The organism is Rugamonas rubra (genome assembly GCF_900114705.1).
GTDB lineage: Bacteria > Pseudomonadota > Gammaproteobacteria > Burkholderiales > Burkholderiaceae_D > Rugamonas > Rugamonas rubra.
The window spans coordinates 46385-61031 of sequence record NZ_FOTW01000014.1; the positions used below are offsets into that span (position 1 = coordinate 46385).

At 66.5% G+C, this 14647-nt stretch carries 13 protein-coding genes; 10 read left to right on the forward strand and 3 right to left on the reverse strand.

What is annotated here, in order from left to right:
* Positions 1-125: 125 nt before the first annotated feature.
* Positions 126-554, reverse strand: coding sequence for a thioredoxin family protein (locus BM252_RS15355; RefSeq protein WP_093388551.1), 429 nt, complete (start codon positions 552-554; stop codon positions 126-128).
* Between the two features lie 179 nt (positions 555-733).
* Here BM252_RS15355 and tsaB point away from each other — a divergent pair, with 179 nt between their 5' ends.
* The 4 genes from tsaB to BM252_RS15375 are packed head-to-tail and all read left to right on the forward strand — an operon-like array spanning position 734 to position 3996.
* Positions 734-1462 carry a tRNA (adenosine(37)-N6)-threonylcarbamoyltransferase complex dimerization subunit type 1 TsaB gene (gene tsaB / locus BM252_RS15360; protein WP_093388552.1) on the forward strand — a complete coding sequence of 243 codons (729 nt, stop codon included), beginning with the start codon at positions 734-736 and terminating at the stop codon, positions 1460-1462.
* Positions 1459-1929 (forward strand): ribosomal protein S18-alanine N-acetyltransferase, encoded by a 471-nt coding sequence (gene rimI, locus BM252_RS15365; protein ID WP_093388553.1) that lies wholly within the window; start codon positions 1459-1461, stop codon positions 1927-1929. Before tsaB ends, rimI begins: the two co-directional genes overlap by 4 nt.
* Positions 1926-3044: a uracil-DNA glycosylase gene (locus BM252_RS15370; RefSeq protein ID WP_245774276.1), complete on the forward strand. Its 1119-nt coding sequence runs from the start codon at positions 1926-1928 to the stop codon at positions 3042-3044. The genes rimI and BM252_RS15370 overlap by 4 nt, the downstream gene beginning before the upstream one ends.
* Positions 3028-3996 (forward strand): DUF1853 family protein, encoded by a 969-nt coding sequence (locus BM252_RS15375; RefSeq protein ID WP_093388554.1) that lies wholly within the window; start codon positions 3028-3030, stop codon positions 3994-3996. The genes BM252_RS15370 and BM252_RS15375 overlap by 17 nt, the downstream gene beginning before the upstream one ends.
* Before the next feature lie 58 nt (positions 3997-4054).
* On the opposite strand, the gene lplT is transcribed toward BM252_RS15375, so the two are convergent.
* A complete protein-coding gene (gene lplT / locus BM252_RS15380) occupies positions 4055-5317 on the reverse strand; it encodes a lysophospholipid transporter LplT (RefSeq protein WP_093388555.1) in 1263 nt (420 codons plus the stop codon).
* 922 nt (positions 5318-6239) lie between these two features.
* On the opposite strand from lplT, the gene BM252_RS15390 reads away from it, so the two are divergent.
* From BM252_RS15390 to BM252_RS15415, 6 genes are all read left to right on the forward strand, one after another.
* Positions 6240-7949: a hypothetical protein gene (locus BM252_RS15390; RefSeq protein WP_093388557.1), complete on the forward strand. Its 1710-nt coding sequence runs from the start codon at positions 6240-6242 to the stop codon at positions 7947-7949.
* Between the two features lie 98 nt (positions 7950-8047).
* Positions 8048-9136: an alanine racemase gene (gene alr / locus BM252_RS15395; RefSeq protein WP_093388558.1), complete on the forward strand. Its 1089-nt coding sequence runs from the start codon at positions 8048-8050 to the stop codon at positions 9134-9136.
* Positions 9137-9139: 3 nt separating this feature from the next.
* Positions 9140-10522: a DNA repair protein RadA gene (radA, locus tag BM252_RS15400; RefSeq protein WP_093388559.1), complete on the forward strand. Its 1383-nt coding sequence runs from the start codon at positions 9140-9142 to the stop codon at positions 10520-10522.
* Positions 10523-10660: 138 nt separating this feature from the next.
* Entirely contained in the window at positions 10661-10975 is a 315-nt protein-coding gene (locus tag BM252_RS15405; protein ID WP_245774277.1) for a PilZ domain-containing protein, read from the forward strand.
* 198 nt (positions 10976-11173) lie between these two features.
* Positions 11174-12529, forward strand: a complete 1356-nt coding sequence (fliD, locus tag BM252_RS15410) for a flagellar filament capping protein FliD (protein WP_093388561.1) — start codon at positions 11174-11176, stop codon at positions 12527-12529.
* 125 nt (positions 12530-12654) lie between these two features.
* On the forward strand, positions 12655-13794 hold the full coding sequence (locus BM252_RS15415; protein WP_093388562.1) for a polyamine ABC transporter substrate-binding protein: 1140 nt from the start codon (positions 12655-12657) through the stop codon (positions 13792-13794).
* Between the two features lie 349 nt (positions 13795-14143).
* Here BM252_RS15415 and BM252_RS15420 read toward each other — a convergent pair whose 3' ends face one another.
* Positions 14144-14611 carry a SixA phosphatase family protein gene (locus BM252_RS15420; protein WP_093388563.1) on the reverse strand — a complete coding sequence of 156 codons (468 nt, stop codon included), beginning with the start codon at positions 14609-14611 and terminating at the stop codon, positions 14144-14146.
* Positions 14612-14647 lie beyond the last annotated feature (36 nt).

Genomic DNA, 14647 nt, shown 5'->3' on the forward strand with positions numbered 1-14647 from the left:
GGGGGGCGAAGCGCCACCCCGCAATCCGTTCAAGTGGAGCGCTTGATGCGCCACTTAGGGGTCAGACCCCGTACGGGGTCTGACCCCCGGCATTGCCGTGCGGGGTGGCGGCTATTCGCGCCAGTTCAGCCCAGCGCGGCGCCCAGCAGCGTGCGCAGGTTGCAGTCGCGCTGCCATTGGCGCCGCTCCTCGCTGCTGACCGCCGTGGCGGCCAGCTCCTCGTCGCTTTGCTCGGCCTTGGACATCACCAGCCGGTGCGCCAGGTGCGGGTCGGGCAGCATGGTGCCGAAGAAGGCGACCACGTCGTGGCGCTGGATCAGCAGGGTGGGGAAGTTGTCGACGTCGAGGTCGCCGACCACGTCGGCGTGGTCCTCGATGTCTATCCACAGGAAGAACTTGTCGGGGTGGCGCGCCGCCACCTCCTCGAACTGGGCGCGATAGCTGGCGCAGGTGCCGCACCAGGCGGCGCACAGGCAGGCGACGATCCAGCGTTCGCCGGCCAGGGCCGCCGCCACGTCGTCGCGGTTGTCGTTGTTCAGGGTCACACTATGCATGGTGGGTCGAAGCCAAACGGGCGCCGGGCGCCGATCGCGCATATTCTACAGCCTGCGGCGCGCCGCGGCCGGCCGTTGGCGCTGCCGCCGGCCAAAAAAATCGCCGCCCCGGCGGCCCCGGCGCCAAATCGGCCGCGTCCGGACCTGCCCCGGCCCGGCGCGGCGGGTTAAAATACGCCATGCCTATTATTCTCGCCATTGAAACCTCCTCCGAACTCGCCTCCTGCGCCCTGCTGCGGGACGACGTCGTCCTCTCCCGCGAGTCGTCGGGCGTGCGCACCCATTCGCAAGCCATCCTGCCGATGGTCCAGGAACTGCTGGCCGAGGCCGGCATCGCCCTGGCCGACTGCGCCGCCATCGCCTACGGCTCCGGCCCCGGCTCGTTCACCGGCGTGCGCACCGCCTGCGGCATCGCCCAGGGCCTGGCCTTCGGCGCCAACCTGCCGGTGGTGCCGGTGGTGACCCTGGACGCGATGGCGTTGGCCTGCCACCAACAATCCGCCGCGGCGGATATTTTGGCCGTGCTCGACGCCCGCATGGGCGAGGTCTACTGGGCGCAGTACCATTACGCCGACGGCCTGCGCGCGGTGCTGGCGCCGGCCCTGTCGGCGCCCGAGGCGGTGGCGCCGCAGGGCAGCCCGGCGGCCTGCGGCAACGGCCTGTCGGCCTACGCCGAGGCCTTCGCCGGCCGGGACTTCGCCGCCGCCGCGCAGCCGCTGGTGATGCCGCACGCCGTGCAGATCGCCCAGCTGGCGCGCCTCGCGCTGGCGGCCGGCGCCACGGTGACGGCGGCCGAGGCGCAGCCGCTCTACCTGCGCAACAAGATCGCCTTCACCAGCGCCGAGCGGCGCGATATCAACGCGGAAAAGGCGGCGCAAGCGGCGAAGGCGGCCGGGGCGCCGGCATGAGTCAACAGTGGGATCTGGCCCGGCTCCAATACGAGCCGATGGGCGAGGCCGACGTCGACCAGGTGCTGGCACTGGAGGAGTCGGTTTATCCGCATCCCTGGAGCCGCGCCAACTTCGCCGACTCGCTGGCCAGCGGCTACCAAGCCTGGCTGCTGCGCGACCAGGGCGGTGAGCTGTTGGGCTATTTTTTGGTACTGGCGATCCTCGACGAGGCGCATCTGCTCAACGTGGCCGTGGCGGCGAAGCGCCAGGGCCAGGGTCTGGGCCGGCTGCTGCTGAACCAGGCCTGCGCCTGCGCGCGCGGGCTGGGCATGGAGTCGATGCTGCTGGAGGTGCGGCCGTCGAACACGCGGGCGCTGGCGATCTACCAGCGCTATGGATTTATTCAAATCGGCCGGCGCAAGGCGTACTACCCGGCCGCCAATCAGCAACGCGAGGACGCGATCGTTATGCGGTTTGTTTTATGAGTCAGATCACAGGCCGCAGCGCGGTGTTCCTGGAAGAGATGGGCGTCGGCCCGCAATGGTCGCGCCGCAACATGCCGCCGGCCGGGGCGATGCCCGAGCCGATCGAAGCGCCGGCCGAACCGGTGGCGGAAGACGAGGCGCCGGCCATGCAGTCGGCCGCCTCGTTCGCCGCCGCCGTCATGGCCGCCGTCGCCGATGACATGCCTGATGGCGCTGCCACCGCCATCGCCGCCGTGTCGGTCGCGTCCCCGGACGTGGCACCGGTGCTCGCCGCTGAGGTGGCAGCGCAATCGCACGACGACGCGCTGGAGCATGCCGCCGCATCCGCATCCGCATCCGCATCCGCATCCGCATCCGCATCCGCACCGCCAGCCGAAGCCGAAGCCGAAGCCGAAGCTGCGCCCGCGTCCGTTGCCGCACGCGCGCCGGCTGCCGCCGCGCCGACCATGCCGGCCGCCGCCGATGCTACCGATGGCGTCGATGACGCCGACTCGACCGCCTGGTTCGACGACGCCCCAACCCCGGCGCGCGCCGCGCCCATCGCCGACGAGGCCATCGCCGCGCTGGACTGGGCCGGCCTGAAGCAGGCCATCGCCAGTTGCACGCGTTGCGACCTGTGCGCCACCCGCCGTGGCACGGTGCCGGGCCGGGGCGAGGGCAGCGTCGGCTGGATCGCCATCGGCGCCGCGCCGAGCCGGCTGGACGAAAAAGAAAACCGCGCCATCACCGGCGACGGCGGCCAGCTGCTGGCCAATATGCTGAAGGCGATCACGCTGGCGCCGGACAGTGACGTCCACGTGACCAACCTGGTCAAGTGCCGGCCGTCCGACGCCGACGGCGCCGACCGCAGGCCGACCCCGGACGAGGTGGCGGCCTGCCGTCCCTTCCTCGAACGCGAGCTGGTCTTGAGCGGCGCCGCCATGGTGTTGACCTTGGGCCAGGCCGCCGCCAAGGGCCTGCTGGGCGCCGCCGCACGCGGCCAAGTGCTGCGCTACGGCGCGTTGCCGGTGGTGGCCACCTACCACCCGGAAGACCTGCTGCGCCGGCCCGAAGACAAGGCCAAGGCCTGGGCCGACCTGTGCCTGGCCAGGGCGGCCCATGCCGGCGAGCCCTGAGGACGAGGCCAGCTTCCAGGCGCTGTTCGAGCGCCGCTGGAGCCGGCTGACCCGGCCCCACGTGCGGGCGCTGGCCTGGTTGCTCGACGCGCCCGACTTGCTCGATGCGGCCGCGCCGCAGTGGCGCGGCCGCATTGCCAGCCTCGGCCCCGTGTCGGCCGCCAGCGTCGACTGGTTGCACGCGCTCGAGCGCGACCCGGCCCCGCTGGACGCCGCGCTCGGCACGCGCTTCTATTCCCGCCTCGGACTGTACGCCGAGAAGCTGATGGCCTTCTACTTCGCCGAACACGGCACGCTGGTGGCGCACGGCCTGCAAGTGCGCGCCAACCGCAACGACACCGTCGGCGAATTCGACTTCCTGCTGCGCGACGGCGCCCGCCTGCTGCACTGGGAGTTCGCCACCAAGTTCTATCTGCTCGACGAGCTGCCCGACAGCGACGGCGTCAACTGCCTGATCGGTCCCAACCTGGCCGACACGCTGGGCGCCAAGATGCGCAAGATCCTCGACAAGCAGCTCGCCTTGGCGCTGCATCCGGCGGCGCAGCCGCTGCTGCCGCAGCCGGTCGATCTGGCGCAGGCGCTGGTCAAGGGCTGGTTGTTCTATCCGCAGGGGCGCACGCCGGCGCTGACCGGCATCGCCGCGCCGCACTGCCACGGCTTCTGGAGCGCGCTGGCGCGCTTCGAGGCGGCCGACGACGAGCGCTTCATTGTCCTGCCGCGCCTGCAATGGCTGGCGCCGTGGAAGGGCGCGGGCGACACGCCGGTGTTGAATCCGTGGCAGTTGCGCCAGGAGTTGACGCTGCAGATGGAGACGCTGGCCGCGCCGGTGATGGTGGCGGCGGTGGTGGAGCAGGGCGGCTGGCTGGTGGAGCGGCGTCGCGGCTTCGTGGTGCCGGACGACTGGCAGGCGCAGGCCGCCGCGCGGCGCACGGCCGGCTTGCTGCCTGCCTGATTCAAGTTCGATTCAAACCACCGGCGGCGAGAGGCCGCCGGCTGGTACATCCCAAGACCTAGTGCTTCAGCTCGCCGATCAGGGCCAGGGAATCGTGTTCCTTCTGGTTGGCGGCGTGCTTGCGCATGATGAAGAACATGGTGCCGGCGACGAACAGGCCGAACATGATGATGATGACGTTCAGGTCCAGATGCAGGCGCAGCATCAGCGAGTAGGCCGCCAGCATGGTCAGGATCGACAAATTCTCGTTGAAGTTCTGCACCGCGATCGAGTGGCCGGCGCTCATCAGCACGTGGCCGCGGTGTTGCAGCAGCGCGTTCATCGGCACGACGAAGAAGCCCGACAGCACGCCGACCAGGATCAGCAGCGGATAGGCCAGGTAGATCGAATTGACCAAGGTCATGCTCATCACGATGATGCCCATGCCGATGCCCAGCGGGATCACGGTGAGCGACTTGCGCAGCGTGATGAAGCAGGCCGACAGCACGGCGCCCAGCGCCACGCCGATCGCCACCACGCCGACCAGGCTGGTCGCCTTGTCGTAGGGCAGGTGCAGCGAGCGCTTGGCCCATTCCAGCACGATCAGTTGCAAGGTGGCGGCGGCGCCCCAGAACAGCGTGGTGACGGCCAGCGAGATCTGGCCCAGCTTGTCCTTCCACAGCAGCGAGAAGCAGTTGGCGAAGTCGGTGATCAGCTTGACCGGGTTGCGTTCCTGGTGGGCGTATACGCAGCCCGTCTCGGGGATGCGCAGGTTGAACATGGCGGCCAGCACATATATGACGACGACGACGCACAGCGCCGCCTCGGTCGGCGTGTTGATGCCGGTCTCGATCATCGGCACGTCGATGCCGAGCAGGAAGGCCGAGCTGCGCCCGCTCACCAGCAGCCCGCCCATCACGGTGCCGAAGATGATCGAGGTGACGGTCAGACCTTCGACCCAGCCGTTGGCGGCGACCAATTTCTCGCCCGGCAGCAATTCGGTCAGGATGCCGTACTTGGCCGGCGAGTAGACCGCCGCGCCAAAACCGACCACGGCGTAGGCGGCCAGCGGATGGACCTGGAAGAAGATCAGCGCGCAGCCGAAGATTTTGATCAAATTGGCGATGAACATGACCCGGCCCTTGGGCAGGGCGTCGGCGAAGGCGCCGACAAAAGCGGCCAACAGCACGTAAAAGAGGACAAAGGACAGTTTCAGCAGCGGCGTGATCCAGCCCGGCGACTTCATGGTGATCAATAGGTCGATCGCGACAAAGAGCAACGCGTTATCCGCCAATGACGAAAAGAACTGCGCGGCCATGATGGTATAGAAACCACGATTCATACTGGGATGCCTGAAAACATATCTGGCTTGCTTTATACCATAAATGCCGGGGTATCAGAAACAATGCGGGTTCGCGGCGCGTTTGCCGAACGGCATTACGGATTGCCTGAAAATCGCCTTGCCGGGAGGCGGTGCTGGCCTTGGCCGCTCGGATCGTTGTGCCGGCCCGCCTTGCTATGCCCGTGCTCAAGGGGCGCTTCGCCGCGCCGAGTTTGTTTGCCGGTGGCGGTGGATTTTCTTGTAAAAAAAACATTCCGGCACTACCATCTGAGTTCAGACTTTATTGCATGGTTAACCGGCAAGCATGTCATGGGAGAATAACGTGCCTCAATTCCCCAAACCAGGCCAGAACAAGCCAGTGTCCGCGCGTGCGGCGGTAACCGTGCCGACCAGCGCCAAATCGATATCGAGGTCGCCGGCACGACCGCCTTTGGCGGCCTTGCCAGGCCCGTCGCGTGTGCAGGTCGCCGTCCCGCCGCCACCTGCGGCAATGTCGAAGAGCCGTTCCGCCCCGGCACAAATGTTGCAGGCCAGGCAGGCAGTGGTGACGCCACTTCCGGGGCGGCCGGAGCAGGTCGCCGCAGTACCCCGGGTCACAAGTCCAGCGCCGCGGAACCACGCCATGCGCCAGATGGCGCGGCCGTCGTGGACGGCCCCGGTAGTGCCCGGTCCGCGCCTGCTGCAGCGGGCGACCAACGGGTCCAGTTCCGCGCTCAGCCAAACGACGCCCACGCTTCCCAGCACGTCCTCGCAACAGGCGACGACGAGTCGGGCGCATCGGCGCATGGCGGTAATCGCAGGACACTTGGCGCCGCCCATTCCGCAACAATCTACGACGAGTCAGGCGCTTCGCCCCATGCCGGTACATGTTCCGCCCACTTCGTCCTCCTCGTCCTCCTCTTCCTCTTCGCCTCCTTTGCGCATGTCGCACACGTCGCACACGTCGCATACCCCGCAAATCGACGTATATAAGCTGGCCGTTGTTGGCGCCGGCAGCGCGGCCGCCTACTACCTGAATACCTTGGGGCCGGCTTATGACCATTCGCTCACCATCGTGATCGGCGACACCAACCCTTGGCATCAGGAGCGTGGGCATGGCCTGCCGACGATCAGCCATACTGCGCGTCAAATCGGCATGCCCAGCCGCAATGTGACTGAGCATATGGGCGCCGATCAACTAGTCAACCGGCGCGATTTTGCCGCAGAGGCGGATACGGAGATCGCCAAGGTTAGAACGCACACACGTCGCGGCAGGGTGGCGGCGGTGTCTTTGCCCGCCCTCGGCGTGTATACACTGACGCTCGACGATGGCAGTATCGTGCGGGCAGGCAAGGTGGCCTATATGGCGGGCTCTGGCGCATTCAGAATGCCGCCGATGCTAACGTCCCCCTCCGGTTCCAGCCTAACGAGCTCATCCGGTTCCAGCTTATCCAGCATATCCAGCTCATCTAGCTCACCCAGCCCATTCCATCGGCAGGACCGTGTCATCGGCCTGAATGAATTTGTCCGCAAGATCGGCGCGGATGGATCGTTCCGGCCGAGGTCGATCGTCGTTTGGGGCGGGAATGCTGCAATCGACGCACTGGCCGCAGCCGACAGGCACCACGTGGATGTCGCCCTCTGGATCTACGACGGCCCCCCAGTGTGGTTGTCTGGGTCATTGTTCAGGCAGACCGCCGAACCACCGCCCGATCGTCAAGTTTTGATATCGCGGGAAGAACGCGCCGGGATACAAATCTTGGACAGTACGACAAGCTCCGGAGTCTGCTTTATCTGGAGCAAGAGCGGCCATACCCACTCCGTGACTGTGGATTATGTGGTTTACGGCTTGGGTAGCGAGAACCAGCTTGTGTATCCAGAGCGGCTGGAGCCCCTGCTTGACCGTGAAGGTGTCTTTAGCGACCCATCATTGCCCTCGCATAGGGACAGCACACCGGCCTGGCTGGGCTGGCAGAACAGGGAGGGCACCCTTCAGGTCTTTGGCTTGGCGGCGGAGAACTTCAGCAATAGCGGCAATCCTCGCGACAATCCCCGCGTCAGCCCTGTAGAACCGTCCGTGATGGCGCTGAAAAAATGGCTGTCCGGCGACATCGTCACTGTTGGCCAGTTGGGCTATATGCGTTCTGCCATAAGGGCCGCAAACAACTATGTACCGCCGACTGTTGCGGATCGAGTCGACTTCAGCCATGCCGACGCCAACTTGCTGCGCATCCACCTGGCAAGCCGATATCCGAACTTGCCGGAAGCGCTTACGGCGCAATTCATCGGGACGATACGCAACGTTCGTGACGGTCTTGGAAGAGAGTTGCCTTATGGCTTTACCGTGCGGCAGCAAGCGCTGATTGTCAGGGTGCTTACCCTTTGGGAGAACTTTATGAAGCAACATGCAGCCGGCCTCGATAGGTTCGAGAGGGAAAAAACTCAGATGCGGAAATTGATTCGGGCCAATCGACAGTCTGGGAAAGCGCAGGAGGCAAGCAGACTTCAGAGTATTTTGGATGAACATCTAAGGCACGAACAGGACGTGGCCGCCAAGATGGTCGAACCGCTGCGCCTGGAGCTCGTGCGCCTGGCCGAGACGGCAAGCGAGGTGGCGGACGCCCGCCAACGAGCCAACAAGCCGGCGCTATGAAGTCTGGCCGGCGGTCCCCTCGGCGCGCGCAAATTGGACCGTGCGGATCAGCCCGCGTCCGGTAAAATACGGCCTTCCTCCATCCGCTTCCACTTCCTATGCCACGGCCGATAGTCGCAACGATCCACCTCGAATCCATGAACCACAATCTGGCCCGCGCCAAGGCGTGCGCGCCGCAGGCCAAGGCCTGGGGCGTGCTTAAGGCCAACGGCTACGGCCACGGTCTGGAGCGCGCCATGCGCGGCTTCGCCGCCGCCGACGGCTTGGCGCTGATCGAGTTCGACAACGCGGTGCGCCTGCGCGAGCTGGGCTGGAGCAAGCCGATCCTGCTGCTCGAGGGCTGCTTCGACGCCGACGACGTGCGCGCCATGGCCCAGTACGACTTCAACTGCGCCGTCCACTGCGACGAGCAGATCGCCTGGCTGGAGGCGGCCGAGGTCAAGCGGACCATCCACCTGCACCTGAAGATGAACACCGGCATGAACCGCCTCGGCTTCAAGCCGGAGGCCTTCGCCGCCGCCCACGCCCGCCTGCGCGCGCTGCCCTGGGTCGGCGAGATCACCTTGATGACCCACTTCGCCAACGCCGACGAGGCCGGCCATCCGGTGCTGACCTTGCACGAGCAGATCCGCCGCTTCAACCTGGGCGCGGCCGGCCTGCCCGGTCCCTACAGCCTGGCCAACTCGGCCGGCACGCTGCACCAGGTCGAGCTGTCCGATGTGCTGGTCAGCGACTGGGTGCGTCCCGGCGTCATGCTGTACGGCGGCACGCCGGGCGGCCGCAGCGCGGCCGAGTTCGGCCTGCGCCCGACCATGACCTTGAGCAGCGAGATCATCGGCACGCAGAACATCGTCGCCGGCGACGCGGTCGGCTACGGCAGCCGCTTCCAGGCCGAGCGGCCGATGCGCATCGGCGTCGTCGCCTGCGGCTACGCCGACGGCTACCCGCGCCACGCCCCGCTGGGCACGCCGGTGCTGGTCGACGGCGTGCGCACCCGCCTGGTCGGCCGCGTCTCGATGGACATGCTGACCGTCGACCTGAGCGACCTGCCCAACGCCGGCGTCGGCAGCAAGGTGGTGCTGTGGGGCGAGGGCATGCCGATCGACGAGGTGGCCGAGGCCGCCGGCACCATCGGCTACGAGCTGATGTGTGCGCTGGCGCCGCGCGTGCGCGTGGTCGAGGGCTGACGCGTGGCCACCAAAGCGAAAACCAACTACACCTGCAGCGACTGCGGCGCCGTCAGCAACAAGTGGACCGGCCAGTGCGCCGCCTGCCAGCAGTGGAACACCATGCTCGAGACGGTGCTCGAGAGCGGCGGGCAGAACCGCTATTCGAACCCGCCGCAGCACATGGCGCTGGCGCAGACCGCGCCGGTGCTGTCGCTGGCCGACATCGACGCGGTCGACGTGCCGCGCTTCGGCACCGGCATCGAGGAGTTCGACCGCGTGCTCGGCGGCGGCCTGGTGGCCGGCGGCGTGGTGCTGATCGGCGGCGACCCCGGCATCGGCAAGTCGACCCTGCTGCTGCAGGCGCTGGCCAACATCTCGCACGACAAGAGCGTGCTCTACGTCAGCGGTGAGGAGTCCGGCGCGCAGATCGCGCTGCGTGCCAAGCGATTGCTGATCGACGCCAAGGACTTGAAGCTGCAGGCCGAGATCCAGCTGGAGAAGATCCTCGGCACCCTGGCCGAGCTGAAGCCGCAGGTGGCGGTGATCGACTCGATCCAGACGGTGTATTCCGACGCGCTGAGCTCGGCGCCCGGCTCGGTGGCCCAGGTGCGCGAGTGCGCCGCCCAGCTGACCCGGGTGGCCAAGCAGACCGGCATCACCATCATCCTGGTCGGCCACGTCACCAAGGAGGGCGCGCTGGCCGGCCCGCGCGTGCTCGAACACATCGTCGACACGGTGCTGTACTTCGAGGGCGACAGCCATTCCAGCTTCCGCCTGGTGCGCGCCATCAAGAACCGCTTCGGCGCCGTCAACGAGCTGGGCGTGTTCGCCATGACCGAGAAGGGCTTGAAGGGGGTGTCCAACCCGTCGGCGCTGTTCCTCTCGCAGCACGACAGCCAGGTGCCCGGCTCCTGCGTGATGGTGACCCAGGAGGGCACGCGGCCGTTGCTGGTGGAGATCCAGGCGCTGGTCGACACCAGCCACCTGCCCAACGCGCGCCGCCTGTCGGTCGGCCTGGAGCAGAACCGCCTGGCCATGCTGCTGGCGGTGCTGCACCGCCACGCCGGCATCGCCGCCTTCGACCAGGACGTTTTCATCAACGCCGTCGGCGGCGTCAAGATCACCGAGCCGGCGGCCGACCTGGCCGTGCTGCTGGCGATCAACTCGTCGATGCGCAGCAAGGCCCTGCCGAGCGGCTTCGTGGTGTTCGGCGAGGTCGGCCTGGCCGGCGAGATCCGCCCGGCGCCGCGCGGCCAGGAGCGCCTGCGCGAGGCCGCCAAGCTGGGCTTCAAGCTGGCCATGATCCCCAAGGCCAACGCGCCCAAGCAGCCGATCGAGGGCATGACCATCATCGCCGTCGAGCGCATCGACGACGCCTTCAACAAGCTGCGCGAATACCAGTGAGGCGAAGCTAGAATCCGCGCCGGCAATGCGCTGCGCGTCAAAGCGCATTGCGCTGTAGAATAATAGACTATGCAGATTGCGGCGACACGCCGCGCCGAATTCTTTTATGTTGCTACCGTATCGGATTGAGAATTGTTAGTGGATCACAGATCAGCTGCGCGCAAGATCATGCGCTCGAAGGCCGTCGTAGTGATGGATGGCGCGCCGCCGGCGCAAGGGCGTACCCTGGACATCGGCGCCAGCGGCATGTCGATCACCTTCGACAGCAAGTTGGCGGTGGGCCAGATGGGCCAGGTGATGTTCGAGCTCTTCCTCGATGGCAAGGCGCAGATCATGACTTGCCGTTCGAAAGTCAGTTATTGCATCTTCAGCGGCGACCATTTCAAGATCGGCTACCAGTTCATGAACCTGGACCAGCCGACCTTGGCATCGATCACCAAGTTCCTGCGCTGAGTCCGTAGCGGGTGCCGACGGCGCGGGGCAGGGCGGCAAATCGCCCTCTGTTCGGGGTTTTAAAATTTCGGCAATCGTGGATAATAGGCAACTTGAAGAGCCGAGGCCGGCGCCCGCGCCGACTCCCTGTCACGCCCGGCTCGTGACGACACCGCGCCGCCGCGATCCGGCCGCGCCACCGAACTGGACGCGCACACCATGGTTACTACCTCCGCCCTCTCCGCCGGCAACTACGGCAGCACCGCCGCCACCTCCGATGTCTACGCCCGCGTCGAGCGGACCATGGCCTCGCAAAACAGTGGCGTCGCCAAACTCAACACCACGCTGACGCGCGACCAGGCCAAGTTGTCCGGCCTGGGCCAGCTGCAAAGCGCGCTGGCGAGCTTCAAGAACATCGCCGCCGGCCTGGCCGGCAACGGCCTGAGCACCAGCGCCTCGAGCAGCACCAAGGGCGTGCTGACGGCCAGCGCGAGCGGCAGCGCCAAAGCCGCCAGCTACGCCGTCGACGTCAAGCAACTGGCGCAGGGCCAGTTGTTGACCAGCGACATGCTGGTCAACAGCGCCGGCAAGATCGGCACCGGCGCCCCGGCCACCGTCAAGATCGAGTTCGGCAACGCCGACGAGAAGAGCTTCACCCCGGTCGGCGCCGGCAAGAGCATCACCATCGACAGCAAGAACAACACCCTCGACGGCATCGCCGCCGCCTTCCGCGAGGCCGGTGTCGACGCCAAGGTGGTCAAGAGTGGCAATGGTTTCGCCTTGTCGATCGCCGGCCAGAGCGGCGCCGAGCACAGCATGCGCATCAGCGTCAGCGGCGACGCCGCCGTCAAGGACCTGCTGGCCTACAATCCGGCCGGCAGCAAGAACATGAAGGAGGGCGCCGCCGCCCAGGACGCGCTGTTGACCGTCAACGGCAAGGAGGTCAAGAGCGCCAGCAACACGCTGGACAAGGCCATCGACGGCGTCTCGCTGACCCTGGCCGCGAAGGGCAAGACCGACGTGGTGATCGCCCAGGACCCGGCGCAGATCGGCAAGAACGTGCGCGCCTTCGTCACCGCCTATAACGAATTGAACGACAAGCTGCAGGCGCTGCAGAAGGGCGAGCTGAAGTCCGACCGGGCGCTGAGCCAGGCCAGCGGCCAGCTGTCGCAGCTGCTCAAGACGGGCGGCAACGGCGTCTCGGTGGCGGCGCTGGCCAACGCCGGCGTCTCGCTGGAGGCCAACGGCAGCCTCAAGCTGGACGAGAAGAAGCTCACCAGCGCGCTGGCGGCCGACGCCGGCACGGTGGGCAAGCTGTTCAGCAACGACGGCAAGGGCATCGCCGACCAGCTGGCCAGCAAGATCACCGCGCTGACCGGCAACGACAGCACCATCCGCAAGGAGGCCTTGTCGATCGGCAAGGAGATCACCAGCCTGAACGGCAAGAAGGCGCAGATGACCAAGGCGCTGACGGCGCAGGCCAACGCGCTGGTGGCGCTGTACACCCAGCAGGCGCAGACCGGCGCGGCCGGCGGCAGCGGCAAGCCGACCTCGCTGTTCGACATGCTGGCCTGATTCGGTTTTACCCCGCGCCCGCCGGCAAGCGCGCGGCTCTGCTTGCGCCACGCGCTTGCCAAGCTGGCTACAATGTCCGATCATCACGCCTTGTGTAGAATTTCCATTCTTCGGGAGGCGGGACCATGGCGGACAAGCGTAACAACAAGCGGGTGGCGGTACATCTGGCGGCGGCGGCCGCGTTGGCCGTTGCGGCGGCCCTGACGGCGGGCACGGCAGCGGCCCAGGCGCAGGAGGAGAAGGTCCTCAACATCTACAACTGGTCGGACTACATCGCCGACGACACGGTCAAGAACTTCGAAAAAGAAACGGGCATCAAGGTCCGTTATGATCTGTTCGACAACAACGAGATCCTCAACTCCAAGCTGGTCGCCGGCAAGTCCGGCTACGACGTCGTGGTGCCGACGGCGCCGTGGGCGCGCCTGCAGATCGACGCCAAGCTGCTGCGCAAGCTCGACAAGTCCAAGCTGAGCAACCTGGCCAACCTCGACCCGACCATCCAGGCCAAGCTGGCCAAGATCGACCCGAACAACGACTACCTGGTCGATTGGCTGTGGGGCTACACCACGGTCGGCATCAACGTCGCCAAGGTCAAGGCCGCGCTGGGCGAGCTGCCGATGCCGGACAACGCCTGGGACCTGATCTTCAATCCGAAATACGTCGCCAAGCTGAAGTCCTGCGGCGTCTCCTTCCTCGACTCGCCGTCCGAGGTGCTGCCGGCCGCGCTGATGTACCTGGGCAAGCCGGCCTACTCGAAGAGCGCCGCCGACTACACCGAGGCGGGCAAGCTGCTGCAGAGCGTGCGGCCCTACATCACACTGTTCAGCTCGTCGGGCTACATCAACGACATGGCCAACGGCGCCGTCTGCGTGGCGATGGGCTGGTCGGGCGACATCAACATCGCCCGCCAGCGCGCCATCGACGCCAAGAACGGCAACGTGATCGAGGTGCTGCTGCCGAAGACGGCCGCCGCGCTGATGTTCGACACCATGGCCATCCCGGCCGACGCGCCGCACCCGAACAACGCCCACCTGTGGATCAACTACATCCTGCGGCCCGAGGTGCACGCCAGCCTGACCAACAAGGTGTTCTACGCCAACCCGAACAAGGCCGGCGTCAAGTTCGTGCGCAAGGACATCGCCGAGAACAAGAAGGTGTTCCTGTCCGACGCCGACAAGCAGCGCATGGCCGCGCCGGAGGCGGTGCCGGCCGACGTGCGCCGTTCGATCACCCGCATCTACACCAAGTTCAAGACCGGCGTGTAAGACGGCGCGGCTCGGCGTGCAAGCTGCGGCCAGGGCTTGTTATAAAAACAAAAAGGCGGCAGCGCCGGCATCCGAAGGGATGCCGCCACTGCCGCCCTGGCTTCCAGGCGAAGCCGATGGCTATTCGTGATAGCGGTCGACGAGTTTGGTTTTACTCCCACGCAGCTCTTCGACGAGCTCGTAAATGACCAGCGCGATCATGCCGCCGAAAATGCCGATGGTGAGCAGGGTGAACATATTGATATCAGTCGCCTTACGGCGGCCGCTCCCTAGAGTTGGTACATTTTCACTCTAGCAGATGGTTACCGCTTTGCAAGCTCAACTCTGTTGAGGCAACGCTATTTGAACGCTACTTGACCACCAGGTCGGCCGACATCACCGCCTTGAGATACAGGCTGCGCGGGTCGCCCGGCTCGCGCTGGGCGAACCACCAGGCGCTGGCCTTGCGGATGTCCCAGTCCATTTCCTCGCCCGTCATCAACAGCGCCGCCACCTGGCCCAGCGTGGGTTGGTGGCCGATCACCAGCACCGATTCCTTGGCGCCCGGCCAGTTGGCGGCGCGCAGCACGTCCTCCGGGTCGGCGCCCGGCGCCAGGTCGGCGTGGATCTTGAACTTGCGGCCCAGCGGCTCGGCCGTCTGCAGGGTGCGCAGCGCCGGGCTGACCAGCACCTTGCAGCTGTCGGGCAGTTGCGAGGCCAGCCACTGGCCCATGCGCCGCGCCTGCTTATGGCCTTTGACGGTCAAGGCGCGCTCCAAGTCGGTTTCGCCGGCGGCCGCGTCCTCGGCCTCGGCGTGACGCCACAAGATGAGATCCATGCTTTTCTCCTGTTATCGAATTCAACGCAGCAAAAG

What these genes read in the sequence shown, in the direction of transcription:
- BM252_RS15355 (WP_093388551.1), bottom strand. Translation starts at nt 554, where the DNA reads ATGCATAGTGTGACCCTGAACAACGACAACCGCGACGACGTGGCGGCG.
- tsaB (WP_093388552.1), top strand. Translation starts at nt 734, where the DNA reads ATGCCTATTATTCTCGCCATTGAAACCTCCTCCGAACTCGCCTCCTGC.
- rimI (WP_093388553.1), top strand. Translation starts at nt 1,459, where the DNA reads ATGAGTCAACAGTGGGATCTGGCCCGGCTCCAATACGAGCCGATGGGC.
- BM252_RS15370 (WP_245774276.1), top strand. Translation starts at nt 1,926, where the DNA reads ATGAGTCAGATCACAGGCCGCAGCGCGGTGTTCCTGGAAGAGATGGGC.
- BM252_RS15375 (WP_093388554.1), top strand. Translation starts at nt 3,028, where the DNA reads ATGCCGGCGAGCCCTGAGGACGAGGCCAGCTTCCAGGCGCTGTTCGAG.
- lplT (WP_093388555.1), bottom strand. Translation starts at nt 5,317, where the DNA reads ATGAATCGTGGTTTCTATACCATCATGGCCGCGCAGTTCTTTTCGTCA.
- BM252_RS15390 (WP_093388557.1), top strand. Translation starts at nt 6,240, where the DNA reads ATGTCGCACACGTCGCACACGTCGCATACCCCGCAAATCGACGTATAT.
- alr (WP_093388558.1), top strand. Translation starts at nt 8,048, where the DNA reads ATGCCACGGCCGATAGTCGCAACGATCCACCTCGAATCCATGAACCAC.
- fliD (WP_093388561.1), top strand. Translation starts at nt 11,174, where the DNA reads ATGGTTACTACCTCCGCCCTCTCCGCCGGCAACTACGGCAGCACCGCC.
- BM252_RS15415 (WP_093388562.1), top strand. Translation starts at nt 12,655, where the DNA reads ATGGCGGACAAGCGTAACAACAAGCGGGTGGCGGTACATCTGGCGGCG.
- BM252_RS15420 (WP_093388563.1), bottom strand. Translation starts at nt 14,611, where the DNA reads ATGGATCTCATCTTGTGGCGTCACGCCGAGGCCGAGGACGCGGCCGCC.